This is a genomic window from Burkholderia stabilis (assembly GCF_001742165.1).
GTDB classification, from domain to species: Bacteria; Pseudomonadota; Gammaproteobacteria; order Burkholderiales; family Burkholderiaceae; genus Burkholderia; species Burkholderia stabilis.
Map to the genome: position 1 here is coordinate 3,296,857 of NZ_CP016443.1, position 22,024 is coordinate 3,318,880.

Below are 22,024 nucleotides of genomic sequence, written 5' to 3' on the forward strand. Positions count from 1 at the left end.
AGGCAAAAAAAAGCCCGACACGAGGTCGGGCATCCAAATCGGCCGCAACCGCCGCGAGGCGGTTACGGCACCTGCAAAAGCAGGGCGCTTACGCTGCGAGCAGCGAGCGCAGCACGAACGGCAGGATACCGCCGTGCTTGTAGTAGTCGACTTCGATCGGCGTATCGATACGCAGCAGCACCTGCACGCGCTGCGTTTCGCCGTTCTTGCGGTTGATCACGAGCGTCACGTCCTGCTGCGGCTTGAATTCGTCGCCGAGGCCTTCGATGTCGTACGTCTCGTCGCCGGTGATGCCGAGCGACTGGACGCTGTCCGAGCCCTTGAACTGCAGCGGCAGCACGCCCATGCCGACCAGGTTCGAGCGGTGGATGCGCTCGAAGCTGCGTGCGATCACGGCCTTCACGCCGAGCAGTTGCGTGCCCTTCGCGGCCCAGTCGCGCGACGAGCCCGTGCCGTACTCTTCGCCCGCGAACACGACGGTCGGCGTGTCGGCGGCGACGTACTGCATCGCTGCGTCGTAGATCGACTGCTGTTCGCCGCTCGGCTGATGGATCGTCAGGCCGCCTTCGACGCGCGTGCCGTCTGCCTTCACCGGGATCATCAGGTTCTTGATCCGGACGTTCGCGAACGTGCCGCGCATCATCACGTCGTGGTTGCCGCGGCGCGAGCCGTAGCTGTTGAAGTCGGCCTTCTGCACGCCGTTTTCCTTCAGCCACTTGCCTGCCGGCGAGTCTTCCTTGATCGAGCCTGCCGGGCTGATGTGGTCGGTCGTGACCGAATCACCGAAGATGCCGAGTGCGCGCGCGCCCTTGACCGTCGGGATCGAGTCGGCCGGTTCCATCGAGAAGTCCTTGCCGAAGAACGGCGGCTCCGCGATGTACGTCGACTTCGGCCAGTCGTAGACCTGGCCCGATTCGCCCTCGATCTTGCTCCAGAGGTCGCCCTTCTTGGTCAGCTTCGAGTAGTTGTCCTCGAACTTCTTCGGATCGAGCGCGAACTTGAGCAGCGCGTGGATTTCATCGCTCGTCGGCCAGATGTCGCCGAGGTAGATGTCGCGGCCGCCCTTGCCCTTGCCGACCGGCTCGGTCATCAGGTCGCGCGTGATGTTGCCGGCGATCGCGTACGCGACGACGAGCGGCGGCGACGCGAGGAAGTTCGCGCGGATGTTCGGGTGGATACGCGCTTCGAAGTTGCGGTTGCCCGACAGCACGGCTGCCGCGACGATGTCGTTCTTCGTGATCGCTTCGTTCAGCTCCGGCGTCAGGTCGCCGGCGTTGCCGATACAGGTCGTGCAGCCGTAGGCCGCGACTTCGAAGCCGAGCTTCGCCAGGTAGGGCAGCAGGCCCGTCTTCGTCAGGTACTCGGTGACGATGCGCGACCCCGGTGCGAGCGAGGTCTTGATCTTCGGATCGACCGTGAGACCGGCTTCGACGGCCTTCTTCGCGAGCAGGCCGGCAGCCAGCAGCACGCTCGGGTTCGACGTGTTCGTGCACGACGTGATCGCGGCGATCAGCACGTCGCCGTTCTTCACGTCGACGTTGTTGCTCGTCGTGTATTGCGTGTTCAGGTCGTCCGCCTTCTTCGCGAAGCCGTTTTCAGCGACCGGCTTCGAGAACAGGTCGGTGAACGTCGACTTGACGTTGCCGATCTCGATGCGGTCCTGCGGGCGCTTCGGGCCGGCCAGCGACGGTGCGACCGTCGCCAGGTCGAGCGTGACCGTCTTCGTGTAGTCGATGTCGCCGGCCTTCGGAATGCCGAACAGCTTCTGCGCCTTGAAGTAGTTTTCGAACGCGGCGATTTCCGCCTTCGTGCGGCCGGTGCCTTCGAAGTAGTCGATCGTCTTTTCGTCGACCGGGAAGAAGCCCATCGTCGCGCCGTATTCCGGCGCCATGTTGCCGATCGTTGCGCGGTCCGGCAGCGACAGCGACTTCGTGCCTTCGCCGAAGAACTCGACGAACTTGCCGACGACCTTCTCCTTGCGCAGCATTTCGGTGATCGTCAGCACCAGGTCGGTGGCCGTCACGCCTTCGCGCAGCTTGCCCTTCAGCTCGACACCGACGACGTCCGGCGTCAGGAAGTACACCGGCTGGCCCAGCATGCCGGCTTCGGCTTCGATGCCGCCCACGCCCCAGCCGACCACGCCGATGCCGTTGATCATCGTCGTGTGGCTGTCCGTGCCGACGAGGGTGTCCGGGTAGTACACGGTGTCGCCGCCTTCCGCCTTCTTGTGGACGCCGCGCGCGAGGTATTCGAGGTTCACCTGGTGGACGATACCGACGCCCGGCGGCACGACCTTGAACGTGTCGAATGCCTGCATGCCCCACTTCATGAACTGGTAGCGCTCGTTGTTGCGCTGGAATTCCAGTTTCATGTTCAGGTCGAGCGCATCCTTCTGGCGGAAGTAATCGATCTGGACCGAGTGGTCGACGACGAGATCGACCGGGACCAGCGGTTCGATCTTCTTCGGGTTCTTGCCCGTGCGCTCGGCGACGCCGCGCATGGCCGCGATGTCGGCGAGCAGCGGCACGCCCGTGAAGTCCTGCAGCACGACGCGCGACACCACGAACGGAATCTCGTCGATGCGCTTCGCGGTCGGCTTCCAGTTCGCGAGCTGCTCGATGTGCTCCTCGGTGATTTTCTTGCCGTCGTAGTTGCGCAGCACGGACTCGAGCACGATACGGATCGACACCGGCAGGCGTTCGATCTTCGTCTTCAGTTCCTTGCCGAGTTGCGGCAGCGAGTAGAACTTGCCTTTACCGGAACCGCTGTCGAATTCCTTGAGGGTCTTGTGGAGATTGTGGGCCATGGTGATTTTCCTGGGTTTAAGGCTAGGAAACAAAGAGTCCTGTAGATGACGGCTATATCACATACAAGTCGACGTACTCATCGACCGGCATTGCTTCGAGCTTTGCCTGGTCCAGCGACACGTCGAGAATCGCTTGTTGCTGCTTTGCCGGGAAGCGGCGGGCAAGGTTGGTCCTGAACTTCTCGACCAGGAGCGGGATGCCTTCGGTGCGCCGCCGCTGATGGCCGAGCGGGTATTCGACCGCCACCTCGGCAAGCTTCGACCCGTCCGTGAACTCGATCGTCAGTGCATTCGCGATCGAGCGCTTGTCCGGGTCGTGGTAATCCTTCGTGAACTGCGGATCCTCGACGCACACGGTTTTCGCGCGCAGCGCGTCGATACGCGGATCTGCTGCGGCCGAATCTTCATAATCGGCCGCGGTCAGCCGGCCGAACAGCAGCGGCACGGCGACCATGTACTGGATGCAGTGGTCGCGGTCGGCCGGATTGGCGAGCGGGCCCTGCTTGTCGATGATGCGGATCGCGGCCGCGTGCGTGCGGATCGTGATCCGGCTGATCTCGTCGGTCGTGCGGCCCGCCGCGGCAAGCTGCGCATGCAGTTGCAGCGCAGCCTCGGCTGCCGTTTGCGCGTGGAATTCGGCGGGGAACGCGATCTTGAACAGCACGTTTTCCATCACGTACGTGCCGTACGGGCGCTGGAAGCGGAACGGCTTGCCGTCGAACAGCACGTCGTAGAAGCCCCAGGTTTTTGCGGTGAGCGCCGACGGGTAGCCCATTTCGCCCGTTTTCGCGATCAGCGCGAGGCGTACCGCGCGGGACGTGGCGTCGCCGGCCGCCCATGACTTGCGCGAGCCCGTGTTCGGCGCATGGCGGTAGGTGCGCAGCGCGTGGCCGTCGACGAATGCGTTGGATACCGCGTTGATCAGCTCGTCGCGCGTGAGCCCGAGCAGCCGGCCGACGACGGCCGTCGACGCGACCTTCACGAGCAGCACGTGGTCGAGCCCGACCGCATTGAATGAATTTTCGAGTGCGAGGCAGCCCTGGATCTCGTGGGCCTGGATCATCGCGACCAGCACGTCGCGCATGAGCAAAGGCTTCCGGCCGGCCGCGACGGCCGTGCGGGAGAGCCAGTCGGCCGTCGCCAGGATTCCGCCGAGATTGTCGGACGGATGACCCCATTCGGCGGCGAGCCAGGTGTCGTTGAAGTCCAGCCAGCGGATCATCGCCCCGATGCCGAACGCGGCCTGGACGGGATCGAGCTGGAAGGACGTGCCGGGCACCTTCGCGCCGTTCGGCACGATCGTGCCGGGCACGACGGGGCCGAGCAGCTTGGTGCAGGCAGGGTAGGACAGCGCCTCGAGTCCGCATCCGAGCGTGTCGATCAGGCAATGACGCGCCGTCTCCAGCGCGAGCGCGCTGTCGATGCCGGCGTTCAGCACGTAGTCGACGATATCGACGAGTACCGTATCCGGAGCAGGGCGGACGTTGGAGACCGGGGCGGACATCGAGGGGCCGGAGGGAACGCGCTTAGTTCGTTGCCGGCTTCAGTTCGTTCGACTGCGTCGGCGCGGGCGTGCCTTGCGCCATTTCCGGCGTCACGCACTCGTCGGCGAGACGCTCGCCGCCGTTCGCGTCGGAGAACAGCATCGCCTTGGTCGGGATCACGACCAGCTTGAAGCCGGCTGCCGGATCGTAGAACGTGTCGGCGCCCGTCGTCGTGGCCTGACGCGGCAGCTTGTAGTTCTTCTTCGCCCAGTGAACCGTGACGACCTGGTCGCGCTTCATGTCGCCGGCGAGGTCGAACGACAGGCCTTCCTTACAGGCCCACTTGACCGCGCCGTCCGGTACCGGATCAACCTTGGCGGCGGCACGCGCCTGCGCCTTCTTGCTGCGCGGGATGATGCGCTTGGCCGGCGCCGGGCGCTTGGCCGCGGCCTTCTTCGCGGTCGTGGTGGTGGCCGTACCCTGGGCGAACGCGCTCGGAGCCGACACCAGCATCGTGGCGGACAAGGCGCCGATGGCGGTAGCGATCAGGAGTTTCTTCATGGAGTCAGAACCTTTCGATAATCAGTTGACAAGGGCAGGCAATCGAAACTGCCGGCCGGTTTGAAACTGCACGCGCCCCGAAAGCGCGCAGCGGCCGCTATTTTCACCTATTTGGCCGCGCATATTTCAGGTTTTCGGGCTCCGTTACGTTTTTTGTCGTTTCGCAAAACTGTGATCGTCCTGCGTCCCGGCGAATGCATCGAATTCATGTGCCGGCCGGCGGCGCGCGCTCACTGCGCGCGTTCCGCGGCGGCCGGGCCGAACAGCGGCGCGGCCTCGGCCGGTACGGGCTGGCCGGTCGCCCGCGCACGGCGCAGGACCGACCAGTAATACCGGTAGCTCGCGCGATCGTGCAGCGTATCACCATGACGTGTCGGGCCCCAGTCGGCGGCCTGCGCGGCGAGCAGGATCTCGGCGGCCAGCGTGACTTCGTCGGTGCGCGGCGCGAAGGCGTCGACGATCGGGCGGATCTGTGCGGGGTGGATGCTCCACATGCGCGTGAACGCGAATTCGTCGCGCGCGCGGCGCGCATCGCCGGCGACGACGCTCATGTCGCGCACTTCGGTCGTCACGTTGTGCGACGGCGTCTTGCCGTGCGCGTGGCAGGCCGCGGCGATTTCCAGCTTCGCGCGGCGCACGAGCGGGTGTTCGAACTGGCCGGGCGAGCGCATCGCGGAATCGGGAATCGCGCCATGGTGCGCGGACACGAAATCCATCAGCCCGAAGCTCAGCGTGCCGACCGTCGGCAGCGCGGCGAGGGCGGCCGCGTGCGCGAGTGCGCCGTGCGTCTCGACCAGCACGTCGACCGGGATCGGCTGCGCGATGCCGAGCTCGCGGCGCGCGCCTTCGATGAAGGCGGTCATTTCGGCCGCGTCGGCGGCGTTCGCGATCTTCGGGAGCGTGATGTAGGCGGGCGCGCGCGCCGCGCGCAGCACGATGCGCACGTCGTCGCGCCAGTGCGGGTGGGAAAAGTCGTGGATGCGGACGCCGACGCGGCAGAAGCGGTTCTCGGCGCTGCCGAGCATGTCGGCGACGAGGGCCGCGTGGGCGGCTTCCTGGCCGACGGCCGCGCCGTCCTCGCAGTCGAGCGTGATGTCGAACACGGGGCCGGTTTCGGCCTGCAGCGCGAGCGACTTGCGCATCAGCTTTTCGCTGCCCGCGTAGTGATCGCAGCATGGCAGGATCGCGGGCGGGGACGCCCCGTCGTACAGCACTTGTGCAGGAGTGAGCGCGGCCATCTCTTCGACGTCAGGGGAGCGGGTCAACGTGGAGAAAATCGGATTCGGGCGCGCTCTGGGCCGGTGCGCGGTACGCACGGGGCGGCAAAACGTGCCCGGATCGGATCGGGCTGCAGGGACGGCGGTGCTGCGTGCCGGCCCCGCGGTGCCGGGCTGCCCGGAGGCGGCCCGGCACGGTGCCGAATTTAGTTCTTCAGCAGGTGGGCGACGCCGTCGCGCTCTTCGAGCAGCTCGTTCAGCGTGCCGTCCATCTTCTCGCGCGAGAACGCGTCGATTTCCAGGCCTTCGATGCGCTTGTACTCGCCGTTTTCGCAAACGACCGGCACGCCGTAGATGATGTCTTCGGGGATGCCGTACGAGCCGTCCGACGGGATGCCCATCGTGACCCACTTGCCGTTCGTGCCGAGCACCCAGTCACGGACGTGGTCGATCGCCGCGTTGGCTGCCGACGCTGCCGACGACAGGCCGCGCGCTTCGATGATCGCCGCGCCGCGCTTGCCGACGGTCGGGATGAAAGTGTCGCGGTTCCACACGTCGTCGTTGATCAGCTTCAGCAGCGATTCGCCTTCGGCGGTCGCGAAGCGGAAGTCGGGGTACATCGTCGGCGAGTGGTTGCCCCACACGGCGAGCTTCTCGATCGATGCGACCGGCTTGCCCGACTTGGCGGCGAGCTGCGACAGCGCGCGGTTGTGGTCGAGGCGCAGCATGGCCGTGAAGTTCTTCTTCGGCAGGTCCGGCGCCGACTTCATCGCGATGTACGCGTTGGTGTTCGCCGGGTTGCCGACGACCAGCACCTTCACGTCGCGGCTTGCGACTTCGTTCAGCGCAGCGCCCTGAACCGTGAAGATTTCGGCGTTTGCCGACAGCAGATCCTTACGCTCCATGCCCTTCGAGCGCGGACGTGCACCGACCAGCAGCGCGACGTCTGCATCCTTGAATGCAACCTTCGGATCGTCGGTGATCACGACGCCCGCGAGCAGCGGGAACGCGCAATCGTCGAGTTCCATCACGACGCCTTTGACGGCGGCTTGGGCTTGCGGGAGGTCGAGCAGTTGCAGGATGACCGGCTGGTCCTTGCCGAGCAGATCGCCGTTCGCAATGCGGAACAGCAGGGAGTAAGCGATTTGACCTGCGGCGCCGGTGACGGCAACGCGCTTTGCGGGCTTAGCCATTGAAAATCTCCAGGACGGGTGAAGCGTTGGACGCTAGCGAAAACGCCATTCTATGCGCGTTGTGGGCAGCGTTGCATTGAAGCAGGGCGGAGGACTCGCGATGGCAGACGCGGTGAACCTGGAGACGGCCGTGGCACGTAGCCGGGGACGCGCTCTTGCACCCGCGAACCCTTGCTCGCCCCGGAGTGTAGGAGCCGAAGCGCCCAAAGTCAAACGGTATCATATGTCTTATATAAGACAGATGTTTTGCGGAATTTGAGTGGACGAAAAAGTGCGGTTTGTGATGAAATGCGCGCCATGACATCCAACCAGGCGAATAACGCGAATCAGACCGGCGCAGGCGGCCCAGGGCAGCCCGGCGCGGGTGATTCCGCGCCTGTGCCCGCGGCCTCTGCGTCGCCGACGTTCAGCCCTTTATACCAGCAGATCAAGTCATTGATCACGCAAAGCCTCGAATCCGGTGAATGGAAGCCGGGCGAGATCATCCCGAGCGAAGTGGAGCTCGCGGCCCGTTACAAGGTCAGCCAGGGCACCGTTCGCAAGGCGATCGACGAACTGGCCGCCGAAAACCTCGTGGTCCGGCGGCAGGGCAAGGGTACGTTTGTTGCAACGCACAACGAGGATCGCGCGCAATTCCGCTTCCTGCGCTTGCTGGCCGACGACGGCGCCGAGCATCCGCACGTGAGTCGCCTGCTCGAATGCCGGCGCCTGCGCGCGCCGGCCGAGATCGCGCGGCAGCTCGACCTGAAGCCGGCCGATCCCGTCGTGCAGGTGCGCCGCCTGCTGGAGTTCGAGAACGAAGCGACGGTGCTTGACGAGATCTGGCTGCCGGGCGCGATGTTCCGCGGGCTCACGTTCGAACGGCTGAGCGAGTACAAGGGGCCGCTCTACGCGATGTTCGAGACGGAGTTCGGCACACGGATGATCCGCGCGACGGAAAAGATCCGCGCGGTGGCGGCGGAGCCGTCGGTGGCGGACCTGCTGCACGTGCCGGCGGGTTTCCCGTTGCTGTCGGTCGAGCGCGTGTCCTATACATACGGAGACCGGCCGGTGGAAGTGCGACGCGGCTGGTATGTCACAACCGGGTATTACTATCAAAATGACTTGAGTTGACGATGATTCGGCTCAGGCCGCGTGCATTCGCGTTTCCCACGCTCGCGAAGCACGTTTCGGGCCGCCTTTGTTCTCGATCGCGCAACTATCCAGAGCAGACTTTCGCTGCAGCGCGATATAAAAAGGCGCTAAAATCGCGGATTAGTGTGACAACATAGTAGGGGTCTAGCATGACTGACGCAGTAAGAAAGCCGAGGCCGGAATACCGGAACATCGGATTCGGCGATATCACGATGAAATATCGCATGCCGCTGGCAGCGATATTGTCGATTCTCCATCGAGTCAGCGGCGCGCTGCTGTTCCTGTTCCTGCCGTTCCTGCTGTTCCTCTTCGATCAGAGCCTCACGTCCGAGCTCAGCTTCGAAGTCTTCAAGGCTTTCCTCTCCAACATCATCGTCAAGCTGATCGTCCTCGCGTTGTCCTGGGCGTTCTTCCACCATTTCTGCGCCGGCATTCGCCACCTGCTGATGGACGTCAACCACGACGCCGTCACGAAGGAAGGCGGCAAGCGGACGGCAGTCGTCGTCTTTGTCGTCTCGATCGCACTGACGATCGCCATGGCACTCAAACTGTTCGGAGCATTCTAAGAAAATGGCAGCCAACAACCGAATCGGCTCGAAGCGCCTCGTCGTCGGCGCACATTACGGCCTGCGCGACTGGCTTGCGCAGCGCATCACCGCCACGATCATGGCGGTCTACACGGTCATTCTGCTCGTCCTGTTCTTCGGCGCGCACGACTTCTCCTACGAAGGCTGGGCGTCGATCTTCTCCGCGCAATGGATGAAGCTCGCGACCTTCGTGATGCTGCTTTCCCTCTTCTACCACGCATGGGTCGGCGTGCGCGACATCTGGATGGACTACGTGAAGCCCGTCGGTGTGCGCCTGCTGCTGCAATCGCTGACCATCGTCTGGCTGCTCGCATGTGCGGGCTATGCCGCGCAGATTCTCTGGAGAGTGTAAAGAATGGCTGCAATCAAAACTTCCCTCCCGCGCCGCAAGTTTGACGTCGTGATCGTCGGCGCAGGCGGCTCCGGCTTGCGCGCGGCGCTGCAACTGTCGCGCGCGGGCCTGTCGGTCGGCGTGCTGTCGAAGGTGTTCCCGACCCGTTCGCACACGGTGGCCGCACAGGGCGGCATCGGTGCGTCGCTCGGCAACATGAGCGAAGACAACTGGCACTTCCACTTCTACGACACGATCAAGGGTTCCGACTGGCTCGGCGACCAGGACGCGATCGAGTTCATGTGCCGTGAAGCGCCGAACGTCGTGTACGAACTCGAGCACTTCGGCATGCCGTTCGACCGCAACGCGGACGGCACGATCTACCAGCGCCCGTTCGGCGGCCACACCGCGAACTACGGCGAGAAGCCGGTCCAGCGCGCTTGCGCGGCCGCCGACCGTACCGGTCACGCGCTGCTGCACACGCTGTACCAGCAGAACGTCGAAGCGAAGACGCAGTTCTTCGTCGAATGGATGGCGCTCGACCTGATCCGCGACGCGGACGGCGACGTGCTCGGCGTGACGGCCCTTGAGATGGAGACGGGCGACGTCTACATCATGGAAGGCAAGACCACGCTGTTCGCGACGGGCGGCGCAGGCCGGATCTTCGCGGCATCGACCAACGCGTTCATCAACACCGGTGACGGCCTCGGCATGGCCGCGCGTTCGGGCATCGCGCTGCAGGACATGGAGTTCTGGCAGTTCCACCCGACCGGCGTGGCCGGCGCGGGCGTGCTGATCACCGAAGGCGTGCGCGGCGAAGGCGGCATCCTGCGCAACGCGAACGGCGAGCGCTTCATGGAGCGCTATGCCCCGACGCTGAAGGATCTGGCGCCGCGTGACTTCGTGTCGCGCTCGATGGACCAGGAAATCAAGGAAGGTCGTGGCGTGGGTCCGAACAAGGACCACGTGCTGCTCGACCTGTCGCACATCGGCGCCGAGACGATCATGAAGCGTCTGCCGTCGATCCGCGAAATCGCGCTGAAGTTCGCGAACGTCGACGCGATCAAGGAACCGATCCCGGTCGTCCCGACGATCCACTACCAGATGGGCGGCATCCCGACCAACATCCACGGTCAGGTCGTCGGCACGTCGCGCGATCACAAGGAACCGGTCAACGGCTTCTACGCAGTGGGCGAATGCTCGTGCGTGTCCGTGCACGGCGCGAACCGCCTCGGCACGAACTCGCTGCTGGACCTCGTGGTGTTCGGCCGTGCGGCCGGCAACCACATCGTCGAGCACGTGAAGAACCAGAAGGAACACAAGCCGCTGCCGGCCGATGCAGGCGAATACTCGCTGGCGCGCCTGAACAAGCTCGACAAATCGACGTCGGGTGAATACACGCAGGACGTCGCGAACGACATCCGCGCGACGATGCAGAAGCACGCAGGCGTGTTCCGCACGTCGGCGCTGCTGAAGGAAGGCGTCGATCAGATGGCCGGCCTCGCGTCCCGCGTGGAAAACATCCACCTGAAGGACAAGTCGAAGGTGTTCAACACCGCGCGCGTCGAAGCGCTCGAACTGGAGAACCTGATCGAAGTCGCCCGCGCGACGATGGTGTCGGCGGAAGCGCGCAAGGAAAGCCGCGGCGCGCACGCACACAGCGACTACGAACACCGCGACGACGAAAACTGGCTGCGCCACACGCTGTGGTACAGCGAAGGCGATCGCCTCGACTACAAGCCGGTTCAAATGAAGCCGCTGACGGTCGAATCCGTGCCGCCGAAGCCGCGCACGTTCTAAGCCGAGTCAAAGGAATCCGAAATGGCAAAACGCATTTTTGAAGTCTACCGCTACGATCCGGACAAGGACGCAGCGCCGCGCATGCAGACGTACGAGCTCGACATCCAGCACGAGCGCATGCTGCTCGATGCACTGGTCAAGCTGAAGGCTCTGGACGAGACGCTGTCGTTCCGCCGTTCGTGCCGCGAAGGCGTGTGCGGCTCGGACGCGATGAACATCAACGGCAAGAACGGTCTCGCGTGTCTGACGAACCTGAACGACCTGCCGCAGAAGATCGTGCTGCGCCCGCTGCCGGGCCTGCCCGTCGTGCGCGACCTGATCGTCGACATGACGCACTTCTTCAACCAGTACCACTCGATCAAGCCGTACCTGATCAACGACGCGCCGCCGCCGGAGAAGGAACGCCTCCAGTCGCCGGAAGAGCGCGACGAGCTCGACGGCGTGTACGAGTGCATTCTGTGCGCGAGCTGCTCGACGTCGTGCCCGAGCTTCTGGTGGAACCCGGACAAGTTCGTCGGCCCGGCCGGCCTGCTGCAGGCTTACCGCTTCATCGCGGACAGCCGTGACACGGCCACCGGCGAGCGTCTCGACAACCTGGAAGACCCGTACCGTCTGTTCCGTTGCCACACGATCATGAACTGCGTCGACGTCTGCCCGAAGGGCCTGAACCCGACGAAGGCGATCGGCAAGATCAAGGAACTGATGGTCCGCCGCGCGGTTTAAGGCCGGGTTGCAATGAGCGACGATTCGCATCAATCCGACCCGCACCGTCGCGCGCGCCTTCGCTGGCGCGCGCGGCGGGGTCTGCTGGAAAACGACATCATCTTCGAGCGTTTCTTCGGCAGATACGAGCATGACCTCACCGATGCAGACGTAGGCGCGTTGTCGCGCCTGCTCGATCTGAGCGACAACGACCTGATGGACTTGCTCCTCGCGCGCAAGGAACCAGAGGGCGACCTAGACAGCCCGGAAATTCACCGGCTGTTGGAGATGCTGCGCAACGTGTAACGCGTTACGCCCGTTATCGAATCCCGTTTCTTTATTTCGATTGAGGATGTGCCATGACTCCGTCTGATGTTAAAGCCACGCTATCGTTCAGCGACAACTCGCCGAGCGTCGAACTGCCGATCTACAAGGGCACGATGGGCCCGGACGTAATCGACATCCGCAAGCTGTACGGCCAGACCGGCAAGTTCACGTACGACCCGGGCTTCATGTCGACGGCAGCTTGTAATTCGGCGATCACGTACATCGACGGCGACAAGGGCGAGCTGCTGTACCGCGGTTACCCGATCGACAACCTCGCGCAAAACGCGGACTTCCTCGAAAGCTGCTACCTGCTGCTGAAGGGTGAGCTGCCGAACGCAGCGCAGAAGAAGGAATTCGTCGACACCGTCACGAAGCACACGATGGTGCACGAGCAGATGCACTTCTTCTTCCGTGGCTTCCGCCGCGACGCGCACCCGATGGCGATCCTGGTCGCCGCAGTCGGCGCGCTGTCTGCGTTCTACCACGACTCGCTCGACATCAACGATCCGCGTCACCGCGAAGTGTCGGCGATCCGCATGATCGCGAAGCTGCCGACGCTGGTCGCAATGGCGTACAAGTACAGCATCGGCCAGCCGTTCGTGTATCCGAAGAACTCGCTGTCGTACAGCGCGAACTTCATGCACATGATGTTCTCGAACCCGTGCGAAGAGTACAAGGTCAACGACGTGCTCGTCCGCGCACTCGACCGCATCCTGATCCTGCACGCCGATCACGAGCAGAACGCCTCGACGTCGACGGTCCGCCTGGCCGGTTCGTCGGGCGCGAACCCGTTCGCATGTATCGCGGCCGGTATCGCATGTCTGTGGGGCCCGGCGCACGGTGGTGCGAACGAAGCCGCGCTGAACATGCTCGAGCAGATCGGTTCGCCGGACAACATCCCCGAATTCATCAAGCAGGTGAAGGACAAGAATTCGGGCGTGAAGCTGATGGGCTTCGGCCACCGCGTGTACAAGAACTACGACCCGCGTGCGAAGCTGATGCGCGAAACGTGCTACGAAGTGCTGAACGAACTGGGTCTGCATGACGACCCGCTGTTCAAGCTCGCGATGCAGCTCGAGAAGATCGCGCTGGAAGACGAATACTTCGTGTCGCGCAAGCTGTACCCGAACGTCGACTTCTACTCGGGCATCGTCCAGCGCGCGCTGGGCATCCCGACGTCGATGTTCACGTGTATCTTCGCGATGGCACGTACGGTCGGCTGGATCGCACAGTGGAACGAAATGATTGCCGATCCGGAGCAGAAGATCGGCCGTCCGCGCCAGCTGTTCATCGGCGATTCGCCGCGCGAAGCGAAGCCGATCAGCGCACGTTAAGTCGTGTGTGGCGCGAACGGCCTGCCAGGCCGCTCGCGTCGGGCAATCGCAACGCCTCGACACCCCGGTGGGTTCATCCCGCCGGGGTGTTTTCATTTGCGTGCCGGATGCGTGGGGCGCTCCAGCGACGGCGGCCGCGTATCGAGCGCGGGTGCGTCGCCGTCCGGGTCGGGCGCACGACCGTGCTGCAGGAAGAACTGGCGATAGGCGCCCGGCGTGATTCCGCGCGCGGCGACGAACTGGCGGTTGAAGTTCGCGGTGTTCGGAATGCCGCAGCGGGCGGCTACCGTCGCGATCGGCCAGTCGGTGCCGACGAGATGACGGCACGCGTGCGCGAGCCGCAGCCGCTGCACGTAGCGGCCGACGCTTTCGCCGAGATGCCGGACGAACAGGCGCTGCAGCGTGCGCTCGGACATGTGCGCGGCAGCGGCGAGCGCGTCGATGCGCAGCGGTTCGTGGAAGTGCCGGTCGATCGCATCGAGCACGCGATCGAGGCGCTCGGCTTCGGGCGCGGCGGTATCGTCGGGCCGTGTCGTGCCGTCGGGCCGGTCGTAGGCATGCGCGGTGGCGAGCGGTTCGCCACCGGCTTCGGCGAGATCGGCGAGCGTGTCGAGCGCGGCCGCGAGCCGTGTGCGCGGCGACGGATCGAGTAATTGCGGCAGCCGTGCGCGCATCGCGCGGGCCGTGTCCGCGTCGAAGTGCAGGCCGGGCGCTGCGCGTCGCAGCAGCGAACGCAGTGGCGCATATTCGGGGCAGCAGTCGGCCAGCCGCCGCACCCAGTCGCCGTCGAACCAGACGACGAGCGCGACTTCGGGTGCATCGCGATCGATGCGCGCATTCGACGACCACGTATGCGGCAGGTTGGGCGGCACGAGCACCAGATCGTCGTCCGCGTAATGCGCGACGTGATCGCCGATGAAGCGCTCGCCGCGGCTGTTGAGCGTCAGCGTCAGTTCGTATTCGGGATGGCGGTGCCACTCGAACGGGATGCGCGCGAGCTGGCGGTGGTACACGCGGATCGAACAGCCGGGCGCGAACGTCACGTGCTCGTACTGCGGTTTCATCGCTGTCTCCGAACGAGGGCGGGCATCGCGCCGTGGCATGATCGAGAGCGATCGTCACGACGGAGCGATGCCATGTTTTCACATGTTTGCGTGGGCGTCAGCGACACCGCGCGCGCCTACGATTTCTACGCACCGCTTCTCGCGGAACTCGGGCTGCGCCTCAAGTTTCGCGAGCCGGACGGCTGGTCGGGCTGGATGCCGCCCGACGCCGACCGGCCGCTGTTCTTCTTCGGTCAGCCGCTCGACGGGCGCGCGCCCGAACCGGGCAATGGCCACACACTTGCGTTCGCTGCGCCGACACGCGCGCATGTCGATCGCTGCCACGCGCTCGCGCTGCGGCACGGCGGCACGTGCGAAGGGCCGCCCGGCTTGCGGCCGGACTACCACCGCGACTACTACGGCGCGTACTTCCGCGATCCGGACGGCAACAAGCTCTGCGTCGTCTGCCATCGTCCCGAGTAATACGCGGTTGTCAGGATTGTATCGATAGTTGACCGGATAGCGGTGATGATGACCGGGCGTTGGCCGTACGCTGGCAGCACATCACGACACGCTTTGGCCAGGAGACAACGATGCATCTGACGATTGACGATCTGCCCGCCGCGATCCGCGCGGCGAAACGGGCGCTGCGCGCCGATCTGCCCGGCTATGCGTCCACCTTCCGCGAGCTGGAGGGCGACATCGCGCGGCAGGTCGACGCGATCCGCCGCGCGCATGCGCACGGCCGCGACGTGATTCCGGTCGTGCCGTTCGAGGCAATCGCGGGCGGGACCGTCGAGCCGCACGCGATTGCCGCGATCCGCACGCACGGCGCGGTCGTGATTCGCGGCGTGTTCGATACGCAGCAGGCGCGCGACTGGAACGACGAGATCGGCGCCTACCTCGATGCGAACCGTTTTGCCGACCGGTTGCATGCGCGTGCCGAAGATCGGTATTTCGGCAATCTCGCGTCGGGCAGGCCGCAGATCTACGGCGTCTACTGGTCGAAGCCGCAGGTGGCCGCGCGGCAGTCGCAGGCACTCACGCAGGCGCGCGTGTTCCTGAACCGCCTGTGGCGTCATGCAGACGGCGCGCGCACGCATTTCGAGCCCGATCAGGCGCTTGCCTACGCGGACCGGATTCGCCGCCGGCCGCCGGGTTCGACGTCGCTCGGGCTGTCGCCGCATGTGGACGGCGGCTCCGTCGAACGCTGGCTCGGCGCGAACTTCCGCCAGGTCTACCGCCACGTGCTGGCCGGCCGCTGGCGCGACTACGACCCGTTCGATGCGGCCTTCCGCCCCGACGTCGAGGAGATTCCGTCGCCGGCCGTGTGTTCGATGTTCCGCACGTTTCAGGGCTGGACCGCGCTGACGCCGCAGGGCCCCGGCGACGGCACGCTGCAACTGATCCCGGTTGCGAACGCGATGGCCTACGTCGTGCTGCGCGCGCTGCAGGACGACGTCGCCGACGACGACCTGTGCGGCGCACGCCCCGGCCGTGCGCTGTCGATCCTGCCCGAATGGCACGCGCTGCTGCTCGACGCGCTGGTGCCGATCCCGCACATGGAGCCGGGCGACGCGGTGTTCTGGCACGGTGACGTCGTGCATGCGGTCGAGGATGCGCATCGCGGCAGCGGCGACAGCAACGTGATGTACATTGCGGCCGCGCCCGGCTGCGCGAAGAACGACGCTTACCTGCGGCGTCAGTTGCCCGCATTCCTGAGCGGCGAGAGCCCGCCCGATTTTCCTGCCGATCACTTCGAGACCGGATTCGACGGGCGCGGCGGGGAGGGCGATCTCACGGCGCTCGGCCGTTCGCAGATGGGGCTCGCGCCCGGCGCGTAACGGGCGCACCACGGGGCGTGCTGCGAGTCGCGCCGCGCGCGAAAGCAGCCGTTCGCGCCGCGGCGAACGGCCGTCTGCCGAATCCGCTGCCTGCTGCGTGCAATTCGACGCGATCGGCTGTCTGCGGAGCCGAAATCGACGCGAATTGCGCAATTTGGCTTCCGATAATGGTCCGGACACAACGCAGCTGCCCCGTGTGCTTCACGGGTGTGGCGATGACCATGGAGGAGTCGATGCAATTCACGCAAGCAATCGTTCGCCGTCCCTCGCCGTCCTGCGGCGCGGGCCTGACCACCGCCGAACTCGGCGCACCCGATTACGACAAGACGCTCACGCAGTTCCACGCCTATTGCGACGCGCTGCGCACGCTCGGCGTCGAGCTGACCGAGCTGCCGCCGCTGGACGCGTTCCCCGATTCGCACTTCGTCGAGGACGTCGCCGTCGTGACGCCGGAATTCGCGGTGATCACGCGCCCCGGCGCGCCTGCGCGACGCGGCGAGACGGTGCATATCGAAGCGGCGCTCGCCGCGCATCGCGACCTGCTGCCGATGCAGGAAGGCCGTCTCGACGGCGGCGACGTGATGCTGGTCGGCAAACGCTTTTACATCGGCCTGACGGGCCGCACCGACGCCGAGGGCATCGGCGCGTTCGAATCGCTCGTGTCGCGCTACGGTTATTCGGTCGTCGCGGTGCCGGTCGGCGCCGGGCTGCACCTGAAGTCGGTCGTCAACGCGCTGGGCGACGACACGCTGCTCGTGACCGAAGCGCTGGCCGCGCACCCGGCGTTCGCCGACTATCGCCGGATCGCGATCTCGGCGGCCGACGAATACGCGGGCAATACGCTGCGCGTGAACGGCACGCTGATTACGCCGGCCGGTTATCCGCGCGTGCACGACGCGATCGGGTCGCTCGGGCTGCCGCTGCACGTGATCGACACGAGCGAGTTCCGCAAGATGGACGGCGGCCTGACCTGCCTGTCGCTGCGGTTCTAGCCGATTGGCGCGCGGCCGCTTCGGCCGGATAATGTGGCCCCCGCGCGGAAAAGGAGACGTTCCGCGCACCAGCCACGACCCGACCGGAGCGAACGCGGATGACCGACAAGAAGATGCAGCTCGACAAGATCGATCTCCGGATCCTCGACATCCTGCGTACCGACGGACGGATTTCATACCGGAAGCTGTCTGAGCTCGTGAACCTCACGCCGCGGCCCTGCCAGGCGCGCGTGGAGCGGCTCGAGGCGCTCGGCGTGATCGCGGGCTACCGCGCGGTGATCAACGCGCCGCGCGCGACCAAGCCGATCGTCGTGATCGCGCAGATCGTGCTGGCCGATCACGGGCGTTCGCAGGCGCCGTTCGAAGAGGAGATGCGCGCGAATCCGGCGGTGCTCGATTGCTGGCTCGTCAGCGGCACGTTCGATTTTCTCGTGCGGCTCGCGTGCGAGGATCTCGACGAGTACCGGCGGATCGCGAATGTGTGGCTCGAAAGCCCGCGGTTCAGGATCGAGAAGATCGTGACGACCGCCGAACTGCAGGCGATCAAGCGCAGCGTCGTCTGACGCGGCCGGTAAAGTCCGGTCGCGCAGGCCCGGTTTCAATGCGAATGACCGGTTCGATCGATTTGTATTCCGAATCAAATCGAGCGAACCCGAATCCAATCAGGGTGAACACTATGGATGCTTTGCAAGCGGCAGCGGAGACGGCCGCACCGTCCGGGACGACGCTCAAGCGCCGGCTGCAGGGCCGGCACATCGCGATGATCGCGATCGGCGGCTCGATCGGCACGGGGCTGTTCGTCGCGTCGGGCGCGTCGGTCGCGCAGGCGGGGCCGGGCGGCGCGATCGCCGCGTATATCGCGATCGGGATGATGGTGTACTTCGTCGTCACGGGGCTCGGCGAGATGGCGGCGCTGATGCCCGTGTCGGGCTCGTTCGCGGTGTACGGCGAGAAGTACGTCGACGAAGGCTTCGGCGTCGCGCTCGGCTGGACCTACTGGTACAGCTGGGCCGTGACGATCGCGATCGAGCTGGTCGCCGCGCAGATCGTGATGCGCTACTGGTTTCCCTCGGTGCCGGGCGTGTGGTGGGGGGCGGGCTTCCTCGTGCTGATCTTCCTGCTCAATACGCTGTCGGTACGCGGTTTCGGCGAGTCGGAATACTGGTTCTCGCTGATCAAGGTCGTCACCGTCATCGCGTTCATCGCGGCCGGGCTGCTGATCGCGGCCGGCGTGCTGGGCAGCGGGCATCCGGTGGGCTTGCGCAACTTCACGACGGGCGACGCGCCGTTCGTCGGCGGCGTGCACGCGATGATGAGCGTCGCGCTGATCGCGGGATTCTCGTTTCTCGGCACCGAGCTGGTCGGGATCACGGCCGGCGAATCGGAGAATCCGCGCAAGACGATCCCGCGCGCGGTGAAGCAGATCTTCTGGCGGATCATGCTGTTCTACGTGCTCGCGATCTTCGTGATCGGCCTGCTCGTGCCGTACACCGATCCGAACCTGCTGAAGAGCGACGTGACCGACATCGGCGTGAGCCCGTTCACGCTCGTATTCAGCCACGCGGGCTTCACGGTCGCGGCCGGCGCGATGAATCTCGTGATCCTGACGGCGGTGCTGTCGGCCGGCAACTCCGGCACCTATGCGGCGACGCGGATGCTGTACAACCTCGCATCGGAAGGGCGCGCGCCGGCGATGTTCGCGACGTTGTCGCCGGGCGGCGTGCCGCGCAACGCGCTGTACGCGACGATGGCCGTCGGCGGGCTGTGCTTCCTCACGTCGCTGACCAACAACCAGAGCATCTATCTGTGGCTGCTGAACACGGTCGGCATCACGGGCTTCATCGCGTGGCTCGGTATCGCGGTCTGCCATTACCGGTTCCGCAAGGGGTTCGTGAAGCAGGGCTACCGGCTCGAGCAACTGCCGTATCGCGCGAAATGGTTTCCGTTCGGGCCGCTGTTCGCGATCGCGATCTGCATCGTGATTTCGCTCGGGCAGGATTACCAGGCCTTCTTCGCGGCCCGCATCGACTGGATGGAAGTGCTGTCGATCTATGTGTGGATTCCGCTGTTCGTCGCGATCTGGTGGGCGTATCGCCGCGCGCGCAAGAGCCGGCTCGTGCGCTACGAGGATATGGACATCGGCCCGTGGCTGACGCGTTCGGTCGACACGATGGCGGATACGCGCGAGCGGTCGCGCGGCGCGTGATGCGCCGGCCGGCCGCGTGACGGTCGGCCGGCTGCCGGGATACCATCGCGGTTCGCGCGGCGTGTCGCTCAGGGCCTGCGGCACGCGGCGCGCTTCCCGATCGATTTCGCGTCCAGCACACAACATGACAACACAGCCGAACCGCGTTTCCTCCCAGTCACTTGCCTCCGGCGCCAGCGTGCGCGAGATTGCCGATACCGTGCGCACGGCCGGGCGGCGTGCCGCCGATATCGCCGACGACGCGCTCGCGCGTCTCGCGGCGATCGCGCCGCTCAATGCGATGGTGCACGTCGATGCCGATCTCGCGCGCCGCACGGCCGCAAGCGTCGATGCGCGCATCGCGCAGGGCGACGTGCTGCCGCTCGCCGGCGTGCCGTTCGTCATCAAGGACAACCTCGATACCGTCGCGATGCCGACGCTCGGCGCGAGCCCGGCGGTGAACGGCTATCGGGCGGCGGAAGACGCGCTTGCCGTGCGACGCCTGCTCGACGCCGGCGCGGTGCCGCTGGGCAAGGCGAACATGCACGAGCTCGCGTTCGGCATCACGAGCGGCAACCGGCATTTCGGCGCGGTCGGCAATCCGCATGACCCGCGGCGCATCGCCGGCGGGTCGAGCGGCGGTACGGCGGCGGCCGTCGCGGCCGGCATCCCGTTCGGTCTCGGCACCGACACGGGCGGCTCGGTGCGCATTCCGGCCGCATTCTGCGGTGTGTACGGGCTGCGGCCGTCCGCGCAGCGCTATTCGCCGCACGGCGTGCTGTCGCTGTCGCCCACGCGCGATACGGTCGGGCCGATCGGCCATGACATCGACGACCTGCTGCTGCTCGACACCGTGTTGACGCGCGACGACAGCCCGGCCGCCGCTCCCGAGTGGCCGAGGTTGCGCATCGGCGTGCCCGGCGCGCCTTACTTCGACGCGCTCGATCCGGGCGTCGCGGCATGCATCGAGCGTGCGCTCGCGTCGTTCGCGGCGGCCGGCGCGACGCTCGTGCCGCTGCCGGCGATGCCGCTGCACGAAGCAAACGAGGCATGCAGCTTTCCGATCGTCGCGTTCGAGGCGAACCGGTATTGGCGCAACTTCGCGGCGGAACGGCTCGGCATCCCGTTCGACGTGTTCGTCGAGCGGATCGCGAGCGACGACGTGCGCGACATTTTCCGGTCGTTCGTGGCTGCGCCGGTCGAGGCCGGCGCCTATGCGGAAGGGATCGCGTGCCGGCAGCGTCTCGTGCGCTGGTACGACGACGCGTTCGGCATGCCGGTCGACTGCATCGCGATGCCGACGGTGCCGGGCGAGCCGCCGGCGCTCGACGAGGTGGCGTCGATGACGGCCGCGCAGGGCGGCGCGCTGTTCGAGCGCGTCGTGCGCCAGACGTCGCCGGCGACGCTCGCCGGCGTGCCGTCCGTGTCGATCCCGGCCGGACGCTCCGCGCAGACGGGGCTGCCGGTCGGCCTGATGCTGGAAGGGCCGTGGGGCAGCGACCGCCGCCTGCTGGCGATCGCGCGCCGGATCGACGCGCGGCTGCGGGCGGACGCGACGGCCGCCTGAACCGCCGCGTTCAGGCCAGATAGGCCTTCATGAAGTCGACCCATGCACGCACCTTCTGCGGTACGTGCGGGGTCGACGGGTACAGCGCGTACACCGCCTGCGGCGGAAACCGGTAGTCGGGGAGCGCGTCGACCAGCGCGCCGCTCGCGAGGTCGTCGCGCACGAGCCACTCGGGCAGCAGCGCAACGCCGCTGCCTTGTCGCGCCAGCACGCGCAGTACCGATGCGTTGTCGACCACGACACGCGGCTTGGCGCCGGGCTGAAACGCGTGCGGGTTGCCGTCGCGATCCGCGAGCGTCCAGGTGGCGATCCGCTCGAGCCGCGTGTGGCCGAGCTGCGGCAGGCGCGCCAGCACGTCGGGCGAATCGATGCGCGACAGGCCGGCCGCGGCGAGCAGCGACGGCGCGATCACGGGCCGCACTTCGTAGGTGGCAAGGCATGCGCCACGGTACGGCAGGTCCTGGAACTGTTCGAGGCGCCCGAGCCGGATCGCGACGTCGACGCGCTCGCGCACCAGGTCGACCTGCGACGCGTGCGTCTCGAGCCGCACGCGCAGCGCGGGATGGCGCTGCATGAACGCGTGCAGCGCCGGTGCGACCACCATCGTCCCGTACTCGACGGTCGACGTCACGCGCAGCACGCCGTGCATCCCGCCATGCTCGCTGCGGGCGTCTTCGATCGCGCTTTCGGCTTCCTCCAGCACGCGCAGGCAGCGCGCATAAAAGCGCTCGCCCGCGTCGGTCAGCTCGACGCGCCGCGTCGTGCGCGTGAGCAGCGTGACGCCGAGCTCGGTTTCCAGCTGCTTGATGTTGAAGCTGACCGCGGCCCGCGCCTGGTTCAGCTGGGCGGCGGCGGCCGTAAACGACCCCGCTTCCACGATGGCGCGGAAGACGGCGAAACGATCGAGACTCACCATG

The 22,024-nt window shown here is 66.0% G+C and carries 20 protein-coding genes; 13 read left to right on the plus strand and 7 right to left on the minus strand.

Translation table 11 applies throughout. The features are described from left to right. Positions 1 to 88: 88 nt before the first annotated feature. From acnA to BBJ41_RS32605, 5 genes are all read right to left on the minus strand, one after another. Positions 89 to 2,806 carry an aconitate hydratase AcnA gene (acnA, locus tag BBJ41_RS32585; protein WP_069750238.1) on the minus strand — a complete coding sequence of 906 codons (2,718 nt, stop codon included), beginning with the start codon at positions 2,804 to 2,806 and terminating at the stop codon, positions 89 to 91. A gap of 52 nt (positions 2,807 to 2,858) precedes the next feature. Then, entirely contained in the window at positions 2,859 to 4,310 is a 1,452-nt protein-coding gene (locus BBJ41_RS32590) for a bifunctional 2-methylcitrate dehydratase/aconitate hydratase (protein ID WP_069750239.1), read from the minus strand. 22 nt (positions 4,311 to 4,332) lie between these two features. Further along, complete coding sequence (locus tag BBJ41_RS32595) at positions 4,333 to 4,851, minus strand: hypothetical protein (RefSeq protein ID WP_069750240.1); 519 nt, start codon at positions 4,849 to 4,851, stop codon at positions 4,333 to 4,335. Positions 4,852 to 5,081: 230 nt separating this feature from the next. Next, positions 5,082 to 6,089, minus strand: coding sequence for an HpcH/HpaI aldolase/citrate lyase family protein (locus tag BBJ41_RS32600; protein ID WP_069750241.1), 1,008 nt, complete (start codon positions 6,087 to 6,089; stop codon positions 5,082 to 5,084). 185 nt (positions 6,090 to 6,274) lie between these two features. Then, positions 6,275 to 7,261, minus strand: a complete 987-nt coding sequence (locus tag BBJ41_RS32605) for a malate dehydrogenase (protein WP_069750242.1) — start codon at positions 7,259 to 7,261, stop codon at positions 6,275 to 6,277. Between the two features lie 297 nt (positions 7,262 to 7,558). Between BBJ41_RS32605 and BBJ41_RS32610 the strand changes: the two genes are divergently transcribed. The 7 genes from BBJ41_RS32610 (at position 7,559) to gltA (ending at position 13,476) form a co-directional block, all read left to right on the plus strand. After that, the gene (locus BBJ41_RS32610) at positions 7,559 to 8,374 is read left to right on the plus strand and encodes a GntR family transcriptional regulator (protein WP_069750487.1); all 816 of its coding nucleotides are present in this window, start codon (positions 7,559 to 7,561) and stop codon (positions 8,372 to 8,374) included. Positions 8,375 to 8,544: 170 nt separating this feature from the next. Continuing rightward, positions 8,545 to 8,961, plus strand: a complete 417-nt coding sequence (sdhC, locus tag BBJ41_RS32615; protein ID WP_034185792.1) for a succinate dehydrogenase, cytochrome b556 subunit — start codon at positions 8,545 to 8,547, stop codon at positions 8,959 to 8,961. A gap of 4 nt (positions 8,962 to 8,965) precedes the next feature. Further along, on the plus strand, positions 8,966 to 9,334 hold the full coding sequence (gene sdhD, locus BBJ41_RS32620) for a succinate dehydrogenase, hydrophobic membrane anchor protein (RefSeq protein ID WP_034180015.1): 369 nt from the start codon (positions 8,966 to 8,968) through the stop codon (positions 9,332 to 9,334). 3 nt (positions 9,335 to 9,337) lie between these two features. Continuing rightward, a complete protein-coding gene (sdhA, locus tag BBJ41_RS32625; RefSeq protein WP_069750243.1) occupies positions 9,338 to 11,113 on the plus strand; it encodes a succinate dehydrogenase flavoprotein subunit in 1,776 nt (591 codons plus the stop codon). A 21-nt stretch (positions 11,114 to 11,134) separates the two neighbouring features. Then, positions 11,135 to 11,836, plus strand: a complete 702-nt coding sequence (locus tag BBJ41_RS32630; RefSeq protein ID WP_059237255.1) for a succinate dehydrogenase iron-sulfur subunit — start codon at positions 11,135 to 11,137, stop codon at positions 11,834 to 11,836. 12 nt (positions 11,837 to 11,848) lie between these two features. Then, positions 11,849 to 12,121 (plus strand): FAD assembly factor SdhE, encoded by a 273-nt coding sequence (locus BBJ41_RS32635; RefSeq protein WP_006754979.1) that lies wholly within the window; start codon positions 11,849 to 11,851, stop codon positions 12,119 to 12,121. 53 nt (positions 12,122 to 12,174) lie between these two features. Then, positions 12,175 to 13,476: a citrate synthase gene (gltA, locus tag BBJ41_RS32640; protein WP_048250513.1), complete on the plus strand. Its 1,302-nt coding sequence runs from the start codon at positions 12,175 to 12,177 to the stop codon at positions 13,474 to 13,476. A gap of 92 nt (positions 13,477 to 13,568) precedes the next feature. Here gltA and BBJ41_RS32645 read toward each other — a convergent pair whose 3' ends face one another. After that, positions 13,569 to 14,540 (minus strand): helix-turn-helix domain-containing protein, encoded by a 972-nt coding sequence (locus BBJ41_RS32645; protein ID WP_069750244.1) that lies wholly within the window; start codon positions 14,538 to 14,540, stop codon positions 13,569 to 13,571. Between the two features lie 72 nt (positions 14,541 to 14,612). On the opposite strand from BBJ41_RS32645, the gene BBJ41_RS32650 reads away from it, so the two are divergent. The 6 genes from BBJ41_RS32650 to iaaH all read left to right on the plus strand — a co-directional run bounded on the left by BBJ41_RS32650 (position 14,613) and on the right by iaaH (position 21,107). Next, the gene (locus tag BBJ41_RS32650) at positions 14,613 to 15,002 is read left to right on the plus strand and encodes a VOC family protein (protein ID WP_069750245.1); all 390 of its coding nucleotides are present in this window, start codon (positions 14,613 to 14,615) and stop codon (positions 15,000 to 15,002) included. A gap of 110 nt (positions 15,003 to 15,112) precedes the next feature. After that, complete coding sequence (locus BBJ41_RS32655) at positions 15,113 to 16,363, plus strand: DUF1479 domain-containing protein (RefSeq protein WP_069750488.1); 1,251 nt, start codon at positions 15,113 to 15,115, stop codon at positions 16,361 to 16,363. 233 nt (positions 16,364 to 16,596) lie between these two features. Then, positions 16,597 to 17,355 carry a dimethylarginine dimethylaminohydrolase family protein gene (locus tag BBJ41_RS32660; RefSeq protein WP_069750489.1) on the plus strand — a complete coding sequence of 253 codons (759 nt, stop codon included), beginning with the start codon at positions 16,597 to 16,599 and terminating at the stop codon, positions 17,353 to 17,355. Positions 17,356 to 17,453: 98 nt separating this feature from the next. Then, entirely contained in the window at positions 17,454 to 17,918 is a 465-nt protein-coding gene (locus BBJ41_RS32665) for an Lrp/AsnC family transcriptional regulator (RefSeq protein ID WP_069750246.1), read from the plus strand. Positions 17,919 to 18,031: 113 nt separating this feature from the next. Continuing rightward, complete coding sequence (locus BBJ41_RS32670; RefSeq protein ID WP_069750247.1) at positions 18,032 to 19,561, plus strand: amino acid permease; 1,530 nt, start codon at positions 18,032 to 18,034, stop codon at positions 19,559 to 19,561. Between the two features lie 124 nt (positions 19,562 to 19,685). Then, positions 19,686 to 21,107 (plus strand): indoleacetamide hydrolase, encoded by a 1,422-nt coding sequence (gene iaaH / locus BBJ41_RS32675; protein WP_069750248.1) that lies wholly within the window; start codon positions 19,686 to 19,688, stop codon positions 21,105 to 21,107. A gap of 10 nt (positions 21,108 to 21,117) precedes the next feature. Here the strand turns inward: iaaH and BBJ41_RS32680 are convergent, their stop codons facing one another. Then, the gene (locus tag BBJ41_RS32680; protein WP_069750249.1) at positions 21,118 to 22,023 is read right to left on the minus strand and encodes a LysR family transcriptional regulator; all 906 of its coding nucleotides are present in this window, start codon (positions 22,021 to 22,023) and stop codon (positions 21,118 to 21,120) included. Between the last annotated feature and the right edge of the window lies 1 nt (position 22,024).